The sequence below is a fragment of the Micrococcus sp. GPGPB33 genome, from assembly GCF_037853785.1.
Lineage (GTDB): Bacteria > Actinomycetota > Actinomycetes > Actinomycetales > Micrococcaceae > Micrococcus > Micrococcus luteus.
Genome location: NZ_JAQMWO010000002.1, coordinates 1,997,444 through 2,014,222 on the forward strand (window position 1 = coordinate 1,997,444; position 16,779 = coordinate 2,014,222).

Below are 16,779 nucleotides of genomic sequence, written 5' to 3' on the forward strand. Positions count from 1 at the left end.
CGTAGATTCCACAACGCCCAAGCGTAATTGACTATTCTTCTGGCAGGTAGTCAATACTTGCGATTCTCACTTCGATACCGCGGGCTTCCAGCTCGTCGAATACTCTGACCAGTGAGACCTTACTAAAGCTGAAGAGGTCGTCCGCTGTAAGTGATTCGCCTATGCGTTTCGAGCGAATGGCGTACACGACCTTTCGTGGTTTCGCGCCAATCAGATCCTCATTGCCGCCGCGCTGCTGGACCCGGCTGCGCAGTTGCTTGCGTGCCTCTTCGTCGTACTGCAGTGCATGGGCGGAGTTGCCGCCTTGGGCGAAGAGGTGACTCAGCGGCGCGGAGGAGGAAGCCGACTTTACGTGCACGTACACATCGTTCGTCGTAATGAGGTCACTCGGCTCGAAGCCCCGCTTATTCTGAGTTGTCTGCACGAGCTTCCGATCCATCAACACCGCGCCGAGCGCCTGCGCAGCCTTACGATTATAAGCCTCCTCGTCATCAGGCGCATACCAAGCTGGCATGGCCACGCCAGCCTGTTTCGCAAAGATGTTCCTAACGTGGTCGTCGAGCTGCTTCGCGTAGTCAAGGTCCATCGCATACCACTGCCCGTTATGCAGGAAGTAGCGACGCCCAGACTCTTCCTTCTCAAAGGCCACCCACTTTCGAAGCGGGATATCACTACTTACGGGCTCCTCGCCCTCCGCGTCACCGAACAGCTGGATTTTAATGGTATCCATGAACGAAATTTCGCGGTCTTTCATCAAGTCGATGATCAGTGCCGCAGTAGGTAGGCCGGCGCGCAGAGCGGTGCCTCCGCCTCGTTTTACTCGGAACGCTTCGGGCGGCTTATTCTCGCTTAGGTGTTCATGGGGCCACGTAACGGCGATCTTAGATACGTCGGGGGACTTCTTTAGCTCGGCTCGAAGGTGCTCTTCCAGCTTGTCATGTAACGAGGTTTTCTTCTTAACCGGTACGAGCTGCTCAAGCACTTGCAGCTCTGCGCGAGGCTTTTGAGAGAGCAGGGCCTCGAGCACCTTAAGATCCGAAACCAGCTCTGTGGGGGTGAGTCCGAGTGGCACCGAGAGGGCGTCCGCCCCTCTCACGCGAAACGGCTTGTCGATGGTAAGACCCTTGATCTCGGCCTTTCCAACGACTCGAGTGACCAGCTCACCGAAACCACCGATGCCGAATCCAGTCAGTCCTGCACCTGCGGGAATGGACGACCGATCGATCTTTGCCCTCTCGTCAAGTACTGTCCGAGTCAGGGAGCTCAGCAGGTCCGGATCAACGGATCTCAGCGCGAGTCTCTGTCCGAACGCGCCGTCGACGTGACTCTGATCCAAAAGCAGCCAACCCATACCCCAACACAATCCCCAGGTAGGCGTATCAGCTTCATCATTCGCGCGAAGCAAGAGAACGCCTGCTGCCGTTGTGTTGGTTGTTTCCACTGTCACGCCAGTGAGTTGGTGGACGCGACTTGCCCACTTCACGGGGCCATCGGCCCCTATACGGCCATATACGAGGAGGGCGTCACGATCCGCCACCTTGCAGGGCTCGGTGACGACGGAGCGTTCATCGCGGTACTTCTTCTTGACAGCATGTTCGAGCTTGGCGGTATGCCTCAATCTGTACAGGGTCGTAGATTGAGCATTCATTTTCCGGCGGGCCATGCTGTCTCCTTCGCGCGCATCTAACAGCCACCAGACTAAGTGAGCTCCACCCGACCATGCCATAAAGGCACGCAGGACGTCGGCTGGATCGGATAGCTGAATCCTTGAACTACTTCGTCGCGTAGAACGTCACCGCTGAGCTCGCCGCAACGTTCAGCGAGTCCACGCCATGCATCATCGGAATCGTCACGCGCCGATCAAGCAGTCTGTCGGTCTGCGGCGTCAGCCCATGCCCCTCACTCCCGAATACTAGTGCGAGATTGTCGTGGTCCTCGGCGACCAACTCATCGAGCGTGATTGCGCCCTCCCCCAGTGTCATGCCCGCCACGACATATCCAGCGTCCTTAAGCACCTGGATGCTGGCAGGCCAGTCATCAACGCGAGTCCACGGCACTTGGAAGACCGTACCCATCGACACACGGACAGACCGCCGGTACAACGGATCAGCACACGTCGGCGTCACCAGGATCGCGTCGACACCCAGTGCCGCAGCTGATCTAAAACATGCCCCAACGTTCGTATGATCCACCAAGCCCTCAAGCACAGCGATCCGCGAGCGGCGCTTCGTACTCGAGACAGAACGATCGTGTCGGCCCCCTGGACTCTCGCCAGGAACTCCCGTCCTACGCCGCTCCTCACCACTGGACACGCGAGAGTTGAGCTCGAACGTATCGTCGACCTCGCTTTTTGCTACCTTGGGCTGCCAAGGTCGGCTGGTATCCGAGGAACGTTCGCCAGCCTGCGGTGGTTTGGAACACTCCACGTTCGTGTGGTCCACGACGTCCTCGGCGATGAGCACGCGCCGGGCGTCCGCGAGGACGTCGGCGAGCGGCCGGGGTGCGGGGCGGTCCATCGCGGCCAGGGCGCCGCGGTGCAGGTGGAACCCGGTGAGGGCCTCGAGCACGTCGTCGGGTCCGGTGAAGACCGGGACGTCCGGATGGGCGGCGAGCACGTCCGCGAAGGACCGGCGGTAGCGGTCCCCCAGCAGGAAGGAGCGCGGGGTGTGTCCGGCGTCCAGCGCGCGGCGGACCACTTGGGATGACTCGGCGAGGAAGACGCCGTGCTCCGCGTCGACGCGACGGCGCAGGGCCGCGTCCGTCATGGTCGTGTAGGGGGCCAGGCGGGGGTCGGCGAGGTCCTCGATCCGCTCCAGGCGCACCTCGCGGGTCCCGCCCTCACCCACCCGAGACCTGCCGCATCACCATGACCACCAGCCCGACCAGGCCCACGATCACGATGGTGACGCGCAGGGCCGTCGGTGAGATGCGCCGGCCGATCCGCGCGCCCACGAGCCCGCCCACGAGCGAGGAGAGCGCGATCAACAGGACGGCCCGCCAATCGATGCGGTCGAAGGCGAAGACCAGGTAGAACGCGGCGGCGGTGAGGTTGACCACCAGCGACAGCCACGTCTTCACCGCGTTGGCGTGCACGAGGGTGCCGCCCACCAGCAGCACGCCGAAGATCGCCATGAGCATGACGCCCTGGGCGGCCACGAAGTAGCCGCCGTAGATGCCGGTCAGGAACACGAGCGTCCACAGCGTCGGGGTCACGGGGCCCACCGGCACGGGAGAGTCCGCGCCGGGGGTCGGCCCCTGGTCCTCCGCCCGACGCCGGACCCACCGCTGGATGCGCGGCTGCAGGACGACAACCGTCAGGGCCACCACGAGCAGCACCGGCGCGACGTAGCCGAACACGGCCGGGGGCAGCGTGGTGAGCAGGGCGGCGCCGATGATCGCGCCGAGCAGGGACGCGACGGTCAGCTTCGGCAGGAGCACCCGGGACTGGGCCAGCTCGCGACGGTAGCCGTACGTGCCGGAGAAGCCCGAGGCCACCAGGCCCATCGCGTTGGAGACCTGCGCCGTCACGGGCGGGAAGCCGACCGCCACGAGCGTGGGGAAGGTGACGAGCGTGCCCGAGCCGATCACGGAGTTGATCGTGCCGGCCCAGAACCCCGCGAGCAGCACGATCAGGACCTGCCACAGCTCCATGCCCAGCAGCTGCGCGGTCAGCAGCCCCGTCACCGGGCCACGGCGGTGTACCGACCGCCGGTGCGGGTCACCTTCAGGTCCGTGCCGAATGCCGCGGAGAGGTGCTCCTCGGTGAGCGTCGACTCGATGGGCCCGGCCGCCACGACGCCGCCGGCCCGCAGCAGCAGCGCATGCGTGAAGCCCGGGGGCACCTCCTCGAGGTGGTGCGTGACGAGGACCAGCGCGGGCGCGTCCTCGTCCGTGGCGAGCGCCGTCAGCTGGCGCACGAGGTCCTCACGCCCGGCGAGGTCCAGGCCCGCGGCGGGCTCGTCCAGCAGGAGCAGCTCGGGGTCGGTCATCAGGGCGCGGGCGATGAGCACGCGCTTGCGCTCGCCCTCGGAGAGGGTGCCGAACGCGCGGTGCGCGAGGCGGGAGAGCCCCCAGGTCGCCACGAGGCCGAGCGCGCGGGCGCGATCCTCCGTCTCGTACCGCTCGCGCCACGTGCCGGTGATCCCGTAGGAGGCGGTGACGACGGCGTCCTGCACGGTCTCGTTCGCGGGCACCTGGGCGGCGAGCTGGGCGGAGGAGAGGCCGATGCGCGGGCGCAGCTCGAACACGTCGACGGCGCCGAGCACCTCGTCCAGCACGCCGACGTCGCCGGCGGTCGGGTGCAGGCGGGCCGCGGCCAGCTGGAGCAGCGTCGACTTGCCCGCGCCGTTCGGGCCCATCACGATCCACCGCTGCCCCGCGCGGACCGTCCAGTCCAGGGGGCCGAGGATGTCGGTGGTGCCGCGGCGCACGCGCACGCGGCGCATCTGCAGCACGGCGTCCTCATCCGGGAGGAACCAGTCGTCGGGAGGCGCGGGGGTGGTCATGGGGGCCAGCCTAGTTGTAGGAGGGCATGACGTTGTTGACTCGGGCCGGTGCCAACGAGGCCGGCGGGGCGTTCCCGCAGGAGGTATGAGGCCGATGGTAGTTGTAGTGGTTCACCCACACGGCCAGCGCCTCACGCCGAGCTGTCTCTGAGGTATACGGGCGGGCGTAGAGGACCTCATCGACCATCAGCCGGTTGTACCTCTCCACCTTCCCGTTATGGCGCGGGGTGTAGGGGCGGATCCGGTGGTGCCGGCCCCCGAGCGAGACCACCTTGGCGGTGAAGTCCGCAGCCCGGTAGTTGTTTCCGTTGTCCGTGATCACCCGGTCCACGGTGATGCCGTGGGCGGCGAAGAACGCCCTCGCCCGGCAGTAGAAGCTCACGGTCGTGGCCGCCCGCTCGTCCTCCAACGCCTCGGTGTAGGCCAGCCGGGTGAACCCGTCGATCGCCGAGTGCAGATAGGTGTACCCGACCCGCCGGCCAGGCCCGCGCTTGGAAGCACGGCCTGCTTCACTTTCACGTCCGTGGGTGCGCCAGCCGCCCCCGTCTGGGATCTTCCCGATCTTCTTCACGTCCAGGTGCACCATGTGCCCCGGCCCTCTCGCGGTGATCTTCTGGGGTCGTTGGCGCAGGTCTTCTCCGGCCGGGGTCAGGTCCCGTAGGCGGGAGATCCCGAGTCGGTGCAGCCACCGTCCCACGGTACGAAGACACACCCGGTGGCCCTCGGAGACGAGGTAGTGATGGATGCGCCGTGCGGACCACTTGCGCTCCCGCCGCAGGGCGTGGATCTGGGCGACCAAGACCGGATCGAGCTGGGCAGGTGAACGGTGCGGCCGGCTGGGCAGGTCCTGAAGGCCGGCTTCTCCCTGGGCGCGGTAGCGGGCGACCCAAGTGGCCACCGTGGGCCGGCTCACCCGGAACTCGGCGGCCACGTGCGCCTGCGGGATCCCGTCGTGCAGGTGGCGGTGGACCATCCTGAGACGGCCGGTGGGAGTCAGGGGTGCGTTAGCGTGAGTCATGAGCGGGTCTCTTCTGGCAGGTCGGTGGTGTAGGAACTTCCATCCTGCGGGAGAGGCCCACTCGTCTCATCTCAGCCCGGTACCCATGTCAAGAACCTCATGACCCACAACACCTAGTCCGGCCGGCCGGTGCGTCGCCGATGCGACGCACGCCCGGCCGCGCCCACACCCCCGCCTAGGATGCCGCGCATGAGCACCCTGCGTCGCCTCGTCGTCACCGCCGACCCCGCCCTCCTCGTCACGGACGCGCCCCCGGTCGGCGTGCCGGACGACGCCGAACGGCTCATCGACGACGGCCTGCTGGGCTGGCGCTTCGCCGCGGACGAGTGGGCGGCGGCCCCGGAGCCGAGCTCCGGGTGGGACGTGCTCACGCTGCCGGCGGCGGTCGCCGCCGCGCCGGTGCCCCTCGTGGTGACGGACGTGGACTCCACGCTGATCCGGCAGGAGGTCATCGAGCTGCTCGCCGCCCACGCCGGCCGCGAGGCCGAGGTCGCCGAGGTGACGGAGCGGGCGATGCGCGGTGAGCTCGACTTCGCCGCCTCGCTGCACGCGCGCGTCGAGGCGCTCGCGGGGCTGCCCGTGGGCGTCGTGGCGGATGTGGTGCGGGCCATCCGGCCCACCGACGGAGCCCTCGCGCTGATCGAGGCCGTCACCGCGGCCGGCGGCCGGGTGTGCGCGGTCTCCGGTGGCTTCACCCAGGTGCTCGCCCCGCTGGCCGAGGCGTGGGGCGTGCACGCCTACTGCGCCAACGAGCTCGAGGTGCGGGACGGGCACTTGACCGGGAGGGTGCTCGGCGACGTCGTGGACCGCGCGGCGAAGGCCGCCATGCTGCGCGCCTGGGCCGAGGACGCAGGGCTCACCCCCGAGCAGGCCGTCGGCGTGGGCGACGGCGCCAACGACATCGACCTGCTCGAGGCGGCCGGCTGCGGCGTGGCGCTGTGCGCAAAGCCGATCCTCCGGGAGCACGCGGACGTCGTCGTCGACGTGCCCTCCTTCACCCCCCTGCGGTGGCTCCTGGGTCTCTGAGGCGCCCGCGCCCGGAGGTCACGAGGGCCGGATCCCACGGATCCGGCCCACGTCGTCAGGGGTGTGGTGCGGTTCAGTCCTGCCCGAGGAAGTCCTCGGCGCCGCCCACGAGCTCGGTGTGGCCGACCTCGAGGTCGTCGCGGCCCACGAGGGAGGCGATCTCGGCGGCGAACTCCTCCACCGAGTAGAGCTTTCCGGCGGCCTCGCGGCGGGCCTCGATGGCACCGGGCTCGGCGCGGTCGAGCAGGGTGGCGGTGATGGTGCCCTCGATCATGTCGCCGGAGACCACCACGAAGCCCACGCCCTTCTCGGTGAACGCGGGGATGCGCTCGCGCAGGGCGTCCTCGCCGGCGCGCTTGGAGCGGGCCACGGGCTCGTAGGAGTCCATCGTGGCGACCTCGTCGATGAAGTGCGCCTGGTGGGAGGTCACGAACACGATCTGCCCGCCGGCGCCCATGCGCTCGAGCGCGGCGTCGGCCAGCGCGGCCTGGGCGTCACGGTTGAGCTTCAGGGCGTAGTCCTCGCCGAACTGGGACTCCATGCCGCCCGAGGCGTTGAGCACGAGCACGTCGAGCGAGCCGAAGTGCTCCACGGCAGCGTCCAGCAGCGCGGCCCGGTCCTCGGCGACGGTCACGTCGCCGCCCACGGCCACGGCGCGGCCGCCGGCCTCCTCGATCTTCTGCACCACCTTGTTCGCGCGCGGCGCCTTCTGGCGGTAGTTCACCACGACGCCCGCGCCGCGGGCGGCCAGCAGCTCGGCGGTGGCGGCTCCGATGCCGCGGGAGGAGCCGGTGACGACGACGCCGCGTCCGGCCAGGTCCTGCTCGGTCATGTTCTGTGCTTCCTGTCTGCTCAGCGGTCGGTGGTCGTCAGTGGCCCATGCCCAGGCCGCCGTCCACGGGGATCACGGCCCCGGAGATGTACGCGGCCTCGTCCGAGGCCAGCCAGCGCACGACGTCGGCCACCTCCTCCGGGGCGGCGAAGCGGCCGGCCGGGATGGACTTCTTGTATTGGGCCTTGAGCTCGTCGTCGAGGGACTGCGTCATCTCGGTGTCGATGTAGCCGGGGGCCACGACGTTCGCGGTCACGCCGCGCGCGCCGAGCTCGCGCGTGATCGAGCGGGCCATCCCGACGAGGCCGGACTTGGAGGCGGCGTAGTTGACCTGGCCGGGCGAGCCGAGCAGGCCCACCACGGAGGAGACCAGGACGATGCGACCGCGCTTCAGGCGCATCATGCCCTTGGTGGCACGCTGCACCACGCGGAAGGCGCCGGTGAGGTTGGTGTCGATCACCGAGGTGAAGTCGTCCTCGGACATGCGCAGCAGCAGCTGGTCGCGGGTGATGCCCGCGTTGGCCACGAGCACCTCGACCGGGCCGTGGGCCTCCTCGACCTCGCGGAAGGCCGCGTCCACGGAGGCCGCGTCCGTCACGTCGGCCCGGACCGCGAGGACCCCCTCCGGCCCCTCCCCAGAGCGGGAGGTGATGGCCACCCGGTCGCCGTTCGCGGCGAACGCCCGGGCGATGGCCAGGCCGATGCCGCGATTGCCCCCGTGACGAGGACGCTGCGGCCGGCGGCCTGCGCGTCCGCTGCGGGCGTGGTGGTCTGATCGGCCATGGGAACACCTTCCGGACGGGACGGGACTAGACTGGAGCACCGGCGCGGCGCCGTCGACGCCGTCCTGCGGGACGCCGCCGAGGGCGGGCGCGCCGGCATGTGAACCACCACTCTACGTCCGCGGCCGCGCGGGGGCCCTCCGCAGGGCGCGACGTGCCAGGAGGATGCGCCATGACCAGCTCCGCCGCCGGCTCCCGAGCCGGCCGTCCCGCCCGCGCCGGGCGCGGGGCGACACCGGAGGTCCAGGGGGTCACCACCGCCGCCGCCGGCCGCAGCGCGGACCGGGAGGCGCGCATGAGGGTCTACCTGGTCCAGATGCTGGTCCGCACCGCCTGCTTCGTCGCCGCGCTCTTCGCCCACGGCTGGTGGCAGCTCGGGTTCATCCTCGGCGCGGTCGTGCTGCCCTACGTCGCCGTCGTGCGCGTGAACAACACCGGCCCGCAGCAGGCCGGCACCCTGCACGCCGTGCCCGCCCAGGGACCCGCCCTGGCCCCCCGCCCCGACGACACGGCGGCGCCCAAGCCGGTCGTGCTCACCGGCGACCTCGTGGACGACCCGCGCGACCGTGCGCCCCGGGCGCTGGGCCGAGGGTCCTCGTCCGCCGGCGGTCCCGGCCTGCCCGGACGGGGCGCCGCGTGATCGGGGCGGGCCCGGGTGAGCCGGGCATGGACCTGCTGGGCGCCCTCGCGTCCGGCCGCCTCGACCCCGCCGCCGGTGCCTCCGCCGCCCGATCCCCGCACGCCGCAGCGGACGGGCCCGAGCGGCCGGTCTGCTCGCGCCGCGGGTGCACCGCGGAGGCGACCTGGGCCCTGGAGTGGAACAACCCGCGCGTCCACGCCCCGGACCGCGTGAAGACCTGGCTGGCCTGCGCGGACCATCGACCCTTCCTGGACGACTTCCTGAGCGCCCGCGGCTTCCTGCGGCGCTCCCGCCCACTCGACCCGCCCGCCACGGAGGCGCCCGAGGTCGAGACGCCCGAGACCCCGCAGGAGCCCCCGCGCCCATGAGCACCCCCGCACCCATGTCGGCCCCGACCGCCCGCGACGCCGAACGCCTGCCTCCCCTGCGCTTCGGCTTCCTTGCCACCGGCCCGTGGATCCTCGGCTTCGTGCTGTGCATCCTCTTCGCGTTCCTGTGCCATGCGCTCGCCCAGTGGCAGTGGGACCGCCGCGTGGAGGTCCAGCACCGCGTCAACCGCGTCCTGGAGAACTACGACGACGACCCGGTCCCGTTCGCCGAGGCCTCCCGGCTGTTCACCGCGTTCCAGACCGAGGACGAGTGGACGCCTGTGACACTGACCGGCGAGTACCTCGTCGACGAGACGCTCATCGTCCGCAACCGTCCCCGCGCCGGCCAGCCCGGCTACGAGGTGCTCGTGCCGTTCCGGACGGACGAGGGCCCCGTCGTCGTGGTGGACCGCGGCTGGCTCCCGGTGGGCAACAGCCCGGGTCAGCCGGACGCCGTGCCGGCCCCGCCCGCCGGCCACGCCGAGGTCGTGGTGCGGGTCAAGCCCGGGGAGCCGGCCCTGGACCGCGACGCCCCGGACGGCCAGGTGCCCTCGATCGACCTCGCCGAGATCGCCGACACCGTGGGCGGGCCCGTGGCCGGGACGGCCTACGGGATCATGGTCACGGAGGACCCGGCGGTGGAGTCGATGCCGCAGAAGCTCGTCGAGCCCACCCTGGACGAGGGCCCGCACCTGTCCTACGCGATCCAGTGGTACCTGTTCGCGGCCATGGGCTTCGGGGTGTGGGGGTACTCCGCGTGGATGCGCGCCCGCAACGACCGGGCCGACGCCCTCGACGACGCCGCGGACGACGGGCTGCTCTCCGCGCACCGGGTCCCCCGCGCCAAGCCGGCCCGGCGGCGGCGCGACGGGCGGCTTACGGACGAGGAGGCCGAGGACGCGCTCTTCGACTGAGCCCGCCCTCCGCCTCGGCGGCCCGCGCACTCAGGCGAGGGTGATGAGGTCCCTGTAGTCGTCGTTCCAGAGGTCCTCGACCCCGTCCGGCAGCAGCACCACGCGCTCGGGGTCGAGCGCCTCGACGGCGCCCTCGTCGTGGGTCACGAGCACCACGGCGCCCTCGTACTGCTGCAGCGCGTTCAGGATCTCCTCGCGGCTGGCGGGGTCGAGGTTGTTCGTGGGCTCGTCCAGCAGCAGCACGTTCGCGCTCGAGGCCACGAGCGTGGCCAGCGCCAGGCGGGTCTTCTCGCCACCGGAGAGGACGCGGGCGGGCTTGTCGACGTCGTCGCCCTGGAAGAGGAACGATCCGAGCAGCGTGCGCGCCTGGGTGTCGCCGAGCTGCGGGGCGGCGTGGCGCATGTTGTCCAGGACCGACGCGTCCTGGTCCAGGGTGTCGTGCTCCTGGGCGAAGTAGCCCAGCTTGAGCCCGTGGCCCGCCTGGACCTCGCCGGTGTCCGGGGTCTCCTCCCCGGCGAGCATGCGCAGCAGCGTCGTCTTGCCGGCGCCGTTGTAGCCCAGGATCACCACGCGCGAGCCGCGGTCGATCGCCAGGTCCACTCCCGTGAAGATCTCGAGCGAGCCGTAGGACTTGGAGAGGTTCTCGGCGCGCAGCGGCGTCTTGCCGGAGGCCTGCGGGGTGGGGAAGCGGATCGCGGCCACGCGGTCGACCGCGCGCTCGCCCTCGACGCCGCGCATGAGCCGCTCGGCGCGCTTGATCATGTTCTGCGCGGCGGTGGCCTTGGTCGCCTTGGCACGCATCTTCTCGGCCTGGGCCATGAGGGCCGAGGCCTTCTTCTCCGCGTTGGCGAACTCCCGGCGGCGGCGCGCCTCGTCCTGCTGGCGCTGGGCGAGGTAGTTCTTCCACGTCATGTTGTAGACGTCCATGGTCTGCCGGTTCGCGTCCAGGTAGAGGACCTTGTTCACGGTCATCTCCATGAGCTCCACGTCGTGCGAGATCATCAGGAGGCCGCCGGAGTAGGTCTTCAGGTAGTCGCGCAGCCACACGATCGAGTCGTGGTCGAGGTGGTTGGTGGGCTCGTCCAGCAGCATGATGTCCGCGTCGGAGAAGAGGATGCGGGCGAGCTCCACGCGGCGGCGCTGGCCGCCGGAGAGGGTGTGCAGCGGCTGGTCCAGGACGCGGTCCGGCAGGCCGAGGTTGGACGTGATCCGGGCGGCCTCGGACTCGGCCGCGTAGCCGCCGCGGGCCTCGAACTCCGCCTCCAGACGGGAGTAGCGGTTCATCGCCCGCTCCCGCTCGGCGTCGTCGACGGCGGCCATCCCGGCCTCGGCCTCACGCATGCGGCGGATCGTCTGGTCCAGGTCGCGGGCGGAGAGGATGCGGTCGCGGCCGGACTGGTCCATGTCCTCGACCTTGGGGTCCTGGGGCAGGTAGCCGATGCGCCCGGTCCGGGTCACCGTGCCCGCCGTGGGCTGCCCACCGCCGGCCAGGACCTTGGTCAGCGTCGTCTTGCCGGCGCCGTTGCGCCCCACGAGGCCGACCTTGTCCCCCTTGTCCACGCGGAAGTTCACCTCGTCCATGAGGAGACGGGCGCCCACGCGCAGTTCGACATCGGTGACGGTCAGCATGGGGGTGTCAGACTCCAGGGGTCGAGGGAAGGACAGGGGTGCACCGGCGGGGCCGGCCGATCTCGACGGGCGGGGGCCAGTGCGGTGCCGGGCCAGTCTAGTCCGTCTACACTCTGGCCCCATGAGCTTCAACGAGAACGTGCAGATCGACGCCGGCCGGGCCCGATCGGGCGGTGGCGGCGGGCTGGGGGGCCGGGGCATCGCCATCGGCGGTGGCGGCGGCCTGCTCGCGTTGCTGCTCGCGATCTTCGCCCCCGGGCTGGCCGAGCAGCTCGGGATCGACACGGGCGGCGGGTCCGTCGGCCAGAGCCAGTACCAGCAGCAGACGGGCTCGGGCGGCCAGAGCCAGCCCCTCTCGGACGAGGAGTGCGCCAGCGGTGCGGACGCCAACCAGAACACGGACTGCCGCGTCATCGCGACCACCGAGGCCGCGGACGAGTTCTGGGGCGAGTACCTCGCGCAGTTCTCGGACATCCAGTGGCGCCAGCCGCAGCTGACCCTGTTCCAGGGCGGCGTGAGCACCGGCTGCGGCAGCGCCTCCTCGGCCACGGGCCCGTTCTACTGCCCGGCGGACGAGTCCATGTACTTCGACACCGCGTTCTTCGAGACGCTGCAGACCGATTTCGGCGCCGAGGGCGGACCGCTGGCGGAGGAGTACATCGTGGCGCACGAGTACGGCCACCACGTTCAGCAGGTGACCGGCTACCTGCAGCACTCCAAGGACGGGACCACCGGCCCCACCTCCGGCGCCGTGCGCGCAGAGCTGCAGGCCGACTGCTTCGCCGGCATGTGGGCCGGGCACGCCGCCTCCACCGTGGACCCCGAGTCCGGCGCGCCGTTCCTGAAGCCGATCTCGCAGGACCAGCTGCGCCAGGCCATCGACGCGGCCTCCGCCGTGGGCGATGACCGCATCCAGTCCACCCACACCGGCCGGGTGGACCCCGAGGCGTTCACGCACGGCACCTCGGAGCAGCGCATGGCCTGGTTCATGCGCGGCTACCAGAGCTCCCAGCAGGAGCCCGACATCCGCCAGTGCGACACGTTCCGGGCCTCCTCCCTGGACATCTGAGCCGGGAGCGCCGGGGCGCCTGCCGGCCCGTCCGCACTCCCCCACCACGACGGCGGCCCGTCACCTTCTGCGCGAAGGTGACGGGCCGCCGTCGTCGTCCGGACCGGATCAGATGTTGAAGCCGAGGGCGCGCATCTGGTCGCGGCCGTCCTCGGTGATCCGCTCGGGGCCCCACGGGGGCATCCAGACCCAGTTCAGCCGCCACTCGTCCACCATGGTGCCGATCGCGCGGGAGACCTGGTCCTCGATTTCGTCCGTGAGCGGGCAGGCCGCGGTGGTCAGGGTCATGTCCACGAGCAGCGCGCCGTCGTCGGCGTAGTGCAGCCCGTAGAGCAGGCCCAGGTCCACGACGTTGACGCCCAGCTCCGGGTCGATCACGTCCTTGAGGGCCTCACGGATGTCCTCCGTGGGCACCTGGTTCGCGGTCTCCGTCATCTCAGGCCCCCGCCGCGGCCTTCTCGAAGCGGGCGTAGCCCTCGGCCTCGAGCTGCTCGGCGAGCTCCGGGCCGCCGGACTCGGCGACGCGGCCGTCCACCAGCACGTGCACGTGGTCCGGCTTGATGTAGTTGAGGATCCGCGTGTAGTGGGTGATCAGCAGGGTGCCCATCTCGTTCTGCGCCTGGGCGCGGTTGACGCCCTCGGAGACGATGCGCAGCGCGTCGACGTCGAGGCCGGAGTCGGTCTCGTCGAGGATCGCGAACGTGGGCTTGAACAGCTCGAGCTGGAGGATCTCGGCGCGCTTCTTCTCGCCGCCGGAGAAGCCCTCGTTGACGTTGCGGTTCATGAACGCCGGGTCGATCTGCAGGGCCTCGAAGGCGCCCTTGACGTCCTTGGTCCAGGTGCGCAGCGAGGGGGCCTCGCCGTCAAGCGCGGTCTTGGCGGTGCGCAGGAAGTTGGTCATGGTGACGCCCGGGATCTCCACGGGGTACTGCATGGCCAGGAAGAGGCCGGCCTGGGCGCGCTCGTCGACGCCCATCTCCAGCACGTCCTCGCCGTCGAGGGTGATGGAGCCGGAGGTGACCTCGTAGCGCGGGTGGCCGGCGATGGTCGAGGCCAGGGTGGACTTGCCGGAGCCGTTCGGGCCCATGATCGCGTGGGTCTCGCCTGTCTCGATGGTCAGGGAGAGGCCCTTCAGGATCTCCTTGGGGCCGTTCTCGGTCGCGATCTGCACGTGCAGGTCGGTGATCTGCAGGGTTGCCATGGTGGTTCTCCTCGGGTGGAAGGCGGTGGGGTCTGCGGGGCGTCGGTCAGAGCTGCGCGATGCGCAGCTCGTCCTCCATGACGGCGGTCAGCTCGTCCTCGACGTCGCCGATGCCGATCTTCTGGATGATCTCGTTGAGGAAGCCGCGCACGATCAGGCGGCGGGCCTCGGTCTCGGAGATGCCGCGGGCCATCAGGTAGAACAGCTGGGTCTCGTCGAAGCGGCCGGTCGCGGACGCGTGGCCCGCACCCTCGATCACGCCGGTCTCGATCTCCAGGTTCGGCACCGAGTCCGCGCGCGCCCCGTCGGAGAGCAGCAGGTTCTGGTTCTTCTCGTACGTGTCCGTGCCCTCGGCCTCCTTGCGGATCAGCACGTCGCCCACCCACACGGTGCGCGCGTCCGTGCCCTGCAGGGCGCCCTTGTAGAGCACGTTCGAGACGCAGTCCGGCTGGTTGTGGTCCACGAACAGGCGGTTCTCGAGGTGCTGACCGGCGTCGGCGAAGTACAGGCCGTACATCTCGGCCTCGCCGCGCTCCGCGGCGAACCGCGCGGTCGGGGTCAGACGCACCACGCCGCCGCCGTAGGACACGGCCACGTGCTTGAAGTGCGCGTTCGTCGCGACCGAGGCCTGCTGGGCCGAGACGTGCACGGCATCGCCCTCCCAGGCCTGCAGTGCGACCACGTTCAGGCGGGCGTCGCGGCGCACGTCGAACTCGACGTTCTGGGCCAGCACGGCGGTGCCGCGGTGGGCGATCACGACGTCGGCCTGCGCGTTCTCCTCCACGAGCACGGTCAGGTGCATCGCGGCCGGGTCGGCGGAGGAGCCGACGACGTCGATGCGCACCGGCTCGGCGACCTCGCCGGAGATCGTCACGACGGTGGCCTCGGAGACCGAGTTCCAGGCCGCGGCGGACACGCGGTCGTCCGGGGTCAGGACGGAGCCGACGCGGGCGTCGTCGCGGGCCACGGTCTCCACCGTGACGCCGGCCTGCTCGGCCACGGTCACGGCGGGCGCGGCACCGGTCAGGCGCGCGTCGTCGCCCTCGGGCAGGTGCAGCCCGCCCAGGCGCTTGAGCGGGGTGAAGCGCCAGTCCTCCTCGCGCCCCGTGAGCACGGGGAAGTCGGACAGCTCGAAGGAGCTGAGGCGATCGGCGCGCGAGCCCGCGGCGTTGCGCTCCCGGCCCCCGGCCCGGGCGGCCGGGTTCTGCGCGGCGGTGAGCTTCTCGCCCTCCTCGCCCATGCCCGGGATCATGGTCCGCTGGGTGTTCTCCACGGTGTCGGTCATGTCAGCCCACCGATCCTTCCATCTGCAGTTCGATCAGCTTGTTGAGCTCGAGCGCGTACTCCATGGGCAGCTCGCGGGCGATCGGCTCGATGAAGCCGCGCACGATCATGGCCATGGCCTCATCCTCGGACATGCCGCGGCTCATGAGGTAGAAGAGCTGCTCCTCGGACACCTTCGAGACGGTCGCCTCGTGGCCGAGGGTCACGTCGTCCTCGCGGATGTCGATGTACGGGTACGTGTCGGAGCGGGAGACCGTGTCCACGAGCAGGGCGTCGCACACCACCGAGTTGGCGGATCCGTTCGCGCCCTCGGCGATCTGCACCAGGCCGCGATAGGCGGCGCGGCCGCCGCTGCGGGCCACGGACTTGGACACGATCGAGGAGTTCGTGTGCGGGGCCATGTGCACCATCTTGGAGCCGGTGTCCTGGTGCTGGTCCTTGCCCGCGAACGCGACGGAGAGGGTCTCGCCGGTGGCGTGCTCGCCGGTCAGGTACACGGCCGGGTACTTCATGGTCACCTTGGAGCCGATGTTGCCGTCGATCCACTCCATGGTGCCGCCGGCCTCGACCACGGCGCGCTTGGTCACGAGGTTGTACACGTTCGTGGACCAGTTCTGGATGGTGGTGTAGCGCACGCGGGCGTTCTTCTTCACCACGATCTCGACGACGGCAGAGTGCAGCGAGTCGGACTGGTAGATCGGGGCGGTGCAGCCCTCGATGTAGTGCACGTACGAGTCCTCGTCCGCGATGATCAGCGTCCGCTCGAACTGGCCCATGTTCTCCGTGTTGATGCGGAAGTAGGCCTGCAGCGGGATCTCCACGTGCACGCCCTTGGGCACGTACACGAAGGAGCCGCCGGACCACACGGCCGTGTTCAGGGAGGCGAACTTGTTGTCGCCGACCGGGATCACGCTGCCGAAGTACTCCTCGAAGATCTCCGGGTGCTCCTTGAGCGCGGTGTCGGTGTCGAGGAACACGACGCCCTGCTCCTCCAGGTCCTCGCGGATCTGGTGGTAGACGACCTCGGACTCGTACTGGGCGGCGACGCCGGCCACGAGACGCTCGCGCTCGGCCTCGGGGATGCCCAGGCGCTCGTAGGTGTTGCGGATGTCCTCGGGCAGGTCCTCCCAGGTCTTGGCCTGGCCCTCGGTGGAGCGCACGAAGTACTTGATGTTGTCGAAGTCGATGCCGGACAGGTCCGGGCCCCACGCCGGCATCGGCTTGCGCTCGAAGTACTTGAGGGCCTTGAGGCGCAGGTCACGCATCCACTCCGGCTCGTCCTTCTTGCCGGAGATGTCGCGCACGACGTCCTCGTTCAGACCGCGGACGGCCTTCTCGCCGGCCGCGTCGGAGTCGGCCCAGCCGTACTGGTAGGCGCCGATGGCGTTGAGCTCGGGGTTCTTGTCGAGGATCTCCTGGATCACGCCGGGGTCGGCGGTCTCCGCGGAGTCCCGCTGGACGATCTGGTCGGTCATCTCAGCCTCTCTCACTAGTCACTGCGGTCGGGGTCG

Annotated in this window: 16 protein-coding genes and 1 pseudogene; 5 read left to right on the plus strand and 12 right to left on the minus strand. The window is 69.9% G+C overall.

Annotated features, from left to right (window positions below; translation table 11 throughout):
* Positions 1-31: 31 nt before the first annotated feature.
* From POD19_RS09490 to POD19_RS09510, 5 genes are all read right to left on the minus strand, one after another.
* Entirely contained in the window at positions 32-1,663 is a 1,632-nt protein-coding gene (locus POD19_RS09490; RefSeq protein ID WP_340309445.1) for a DUF6119 family protein, read from the minus strand.
* A gap of 109 nt (positions 1,664-1,772) precedes the next feature.
* Positions 1,773-2,822 (minus strand): TrmH family RNA methyltransferase, encoded by a 1,050-nt coding sequence (locus tag POD19_RS09495; RefSeq protein WP_233263273.1) that lies wholly within the window; start codon positions 2,820-2,822, stop codon positions 1,773-1,775.
* 16 nt (positions 2,823-2,838) lie between these two features.
* Positions 2,839-3,684, minus strand: coding sequence for a sulfite exporter TauE/SafE family protein (locus tag POD19_RS09500; RefSeq protein ID WP_095347720.1), 846 nt, complete (start codon positions 3,682-3,684; stop codon positions 2,839-2,841).
* On the minus strand, positions 3,681-4,505 hold the full coding sequence (locus POD19_RS09505) for an ABC transporter ATP-binding protein (RefSeq protein WP_095347721.1): 825 nt from the start codon (positions 4,503-4,505) through the stop codon (positions 3,681-3,683). The genes POD19_RS09500 and POD19_RS09505 overlap by 4 nt, the downstream gene beginning before the upstream one ends.
* Before the next feature lie 10 nt (positions 4,506-4,515).
* Positions 4,516-5,523 carry an IS481 family transposase gene (locus POD19_RS09510; protein ID WP_340309446.1) on the minus strand — a complete coding sequence of 336 codons (1,008 nt, stop codon included), beginning with the start codon at positions 5,521-5,523 and terminating at the stop codon, positions 4,516-4,518.
* 189 nt (positions 5,524-5,712) lie between these two features.
* On the opposite strand from POD19_RS09510, the gene serB reads away from it, so the two are divergent.
* Complete coding sequence (gene serB, locus POD19_RS09515) at positions 5,713-6,549, plus strand: phosphoserine phosphatase SerB (RefSeq protein ID WP_061867251.1); 837 nt, start codon at positions 5,713-5,715, stop codon at positions 6,547-6,549.
* A gap of 73 nt (positions 6,550-6,622) precedes the next feature.
* Here the strand turns inward: serB and POD19_RS09520 are convergent, their stop codons facing one another.
* Entirely contained in the window at positions 6,623-7,381 is a 759-nt protein-coding gene (locus POD19_RS09520; RefSeq protein WP_095347722.1) for an SDR family oxidoreductase, read from the minus strand.
* Between the two features lie 37 nt (positions 7,382-7,418).
* A pseudogene (locus POD19_RS09525) lies at positions 7,419-8,164 on the minus strand (beta-ketoacyl-ACP reductase).
* 171 nt (positions 8,165-8,335) lie between these two features.
* Here POD19_RS09525 and POD19_RS09530 point away from each other — a divergent pair.
* Genes POD19_RS09530 through POD19_RS09540 form a run of 3 tightly spaced genes read left to right on the plus strand, consistent with a single transcriptional unit; the run spans position 8,336 to position 10,085 of the window.
* Positions 8,336-8,803: a DUF3099 domain-containing protein gene (locus POD19_RS09530; protein ID WP_340309447.1), complete on the plus strand. Its 468-nt coding sequence runs from the start codon at positions 8,336-8,338 to the stop codon at positions 8,801-8,803.
* Positions 8,804-8,829: 26 nt separating this feature from the next.
* On the plus strand, positions 8,830-9,171 hold the full coding sequence (locus POD19_RS09535) for a hypothetical protein (RefSeq protein WP_152743496.1): 342 nt from the start codon (positions 8,830-8,832) through the stop codon (positions 9,169-9,171).
* The gene (locus POD19_RS09540; RefSeq protein ID WP_036315243.1) at positions 9,168-10,085 is read left to right on the plus strand and encodes an SURF1 family cytochrome oxidase biogenesis protein; all 918 of its coding nucleotides are present in this window, start codon (positions 9,168-9,170) and stop codon (positions 10,083-10,085) included. The genes POD19_RS09535 and POD19_RS09540 overlap by 4 nt, the downstream gene beginning before the upstream one ends.
* 30 nt (positions 10,086-10,115) lie before the next feature.
* Here the strand turns inward: POD19_RS09540 and abc-f are convergent, their stop codons facing one another.
* Positions 10,116-11,714: a ribosomal protection-like ABC-F family protein gene (gene abc-f / locus POD19_RS09545; protein ID WP_060974284.1), complete on the minus strand. Its 1,599-nt coding sequence runs from the start codon at positions 11,712-11,714 to the stop codon at positions 10,116-10,118.
* 121 nt (positions 11,715-11,835) lie between these two features.
* On the opposite strand from abc-f, the gene ypfJ reads away from it, so the two are divergent.
* A complete protein-coding gene (gene ypfJ / locus POD19_RS09550) occupies positions 11,836-12,783 on the plus strand; it encodes a KPN_02809 family neutral zinc metallopeptidase (RefSeq protein ID WP_069941298.1) in 948 nt (315 codons plus the stop codon).
* A gap of 108 nt (positions 12,784-12,891) precedes the next feature.
* Here ypfJ and POD19_RS09555 read toward each other — a convergent pair whose 3' ends face one another.
* The 4 genes from POD19_RS09555 to sufB are packed head-to-tail and all read right to left on the minus strand — an operon-like array spanning position 12,892 to position 16,743.
* Positions 12,892-13,218, minus strand: coding sequence for a metal-sulfur cluster assembly factor (locus POD19_RS09555; protein ID WP_070708819.1), 327 nt, complete (start codon positions 13,216-13,218; stop codon positions 12,892-12,894).
* 1 nt (position 13,219) lies between these two features.
* A complete protein-coding gene (sufC, locus tag POD19_RS09560; protein ID WP_135040051.1) occupies positions 13,220-13,984 on the minus strand; it encodes a Fe-S cluster assembly ATPase SufC in 765 nt (254 codons plus the stop codon).
* A gap of 46 nt (positions 13,985-14,030) precedes the next feature.
* Positions 14,031-15,269 (minus strand): Fe-S cluster assembly protein SufD, encoded by a 1,239-nt coding sequence (gene sufD / locus POD19_RS09565; RefSeq protein WP_036315255.1) that lies wholly within the window; start codon positions 15,267-15,269, stop codon positions 14,031-14,033.
* A 1-nt stretch (position 15,270) separates the two neighbouring features.
* Positions 15,271-16,743 carry a Fe-S cluster assembly protein SufB gene (gene sufB, locus POD19_RS09570; RefSeq protein WP_063189240.1) on the minus strand — a complete coding sequence of 491 codons (1,473 nt, stop codon included), beginning with the start codon at positions 16,741-16,743 and terminating at the stop codon, positions 15,271-15,273.
* Positions 16,744-16,779 lie beyond the last annotated feature (36 nt).

Excerpts from the sequence above, each read along its gene's own strand:
- POD19_RS09490 (WP_340309445.1), bottom strand. The coding sequence starts at position 1,663 with ATGGCCCGCCGGAAAATGAATGCTCAATCTACGACCCTGTACAGATTG.
- POD19_RS09505 (WP_095347721.1), bottom strand. The coding sequence starts at position 4,505 with ATGACCACCCCCGCGCCTCCCGACGACTGGTTCCTCCCGGATGAGGAC.
- POD19_RS09510 (WP_340309446.1), bottom strand. The coding sequence starts at position 5,523 with ATGACTCACGCTAACGCACCCCTGACTCCCACCGGCCGTCTCAGGATG.
- serB (WP_061867251.1), top strand. The coding sequence starts at position 5,713 with ATGAGCACCCTGCGTCGCCTCGTCGTCACCGCCGACCCCGCCCTCCTC.
- POD19_RS09520 (WP_095347722.1), bottom strand. The coding sequence starts at position 7,381 with ATGACCGAGCAGGACCTGGCCGGACGCGGCGTCGTCGTCACCGGCTCC.
- POD19_RS09530 (WP_340309447.1), top strand. The coding sequence starts at position 8,336 with ATGACCAGCTCCGCCGCCGGCTCCCGAGCCGGCCGTCCCGCCCGCGCC.
- POD19_RS09535 (WP_152743496.1), top strand. The coding sequence starts at position 8,830 with ATGGACCTGCTGGGCGCCCTCGCGTCCGGCCGCCTCGACCCCGCCGCC.
- POD19_RS09540 (WP_036315243.1), top strand. The coding sequence starts at position 9,168 with ATGAGCACCCCCGCACCCATGTCGGCCCCGACCGCCCGCGACGCCGAA.
- abc-f (WP_060974284.1), bottom strand. The coding sequence starts at position 11,714 with ATGCTGACCGTCACCGATGTCGAACTGCGCGTGGGCGCCCGTCTCCTC.
- ypfJ (WP_069941298.1), top strand. The coding sequence starts at position 11,836 with ATGAGCTTCAACGAGAACGTGCAGATCGACGCCGGCCGGGCCCGATCG.
- POD19_RS09555 (WP_070708819.1), bottom strand. The coding sequence starts at position 13,218 with ATGACGGAGACCGCGAACCAGGTGCCCACGGAGGACATCCGTGAGGCC.
- sufC (WP_135040051.1), bottom strand. The coding sequence starts at position 13,984 with ATGGCAACCCTGCAGATCACCGACCTGCACGTGCAGATCGCGACCGAG.
- sufD (WP_036315255.1), bottom strand. The coding sequence starts at position 15,269 with ATGACCGACACCGTGGAGAACACCCAGCGGACCATGATCCCGGGCATG.
- sufB (WP_063189240.1), bottom strand. The coding sequence starts at position 16,743 with ATGACCGACCAGATCGTCCAGCGGGACTCCGCGGAGACCGCCGACCCC.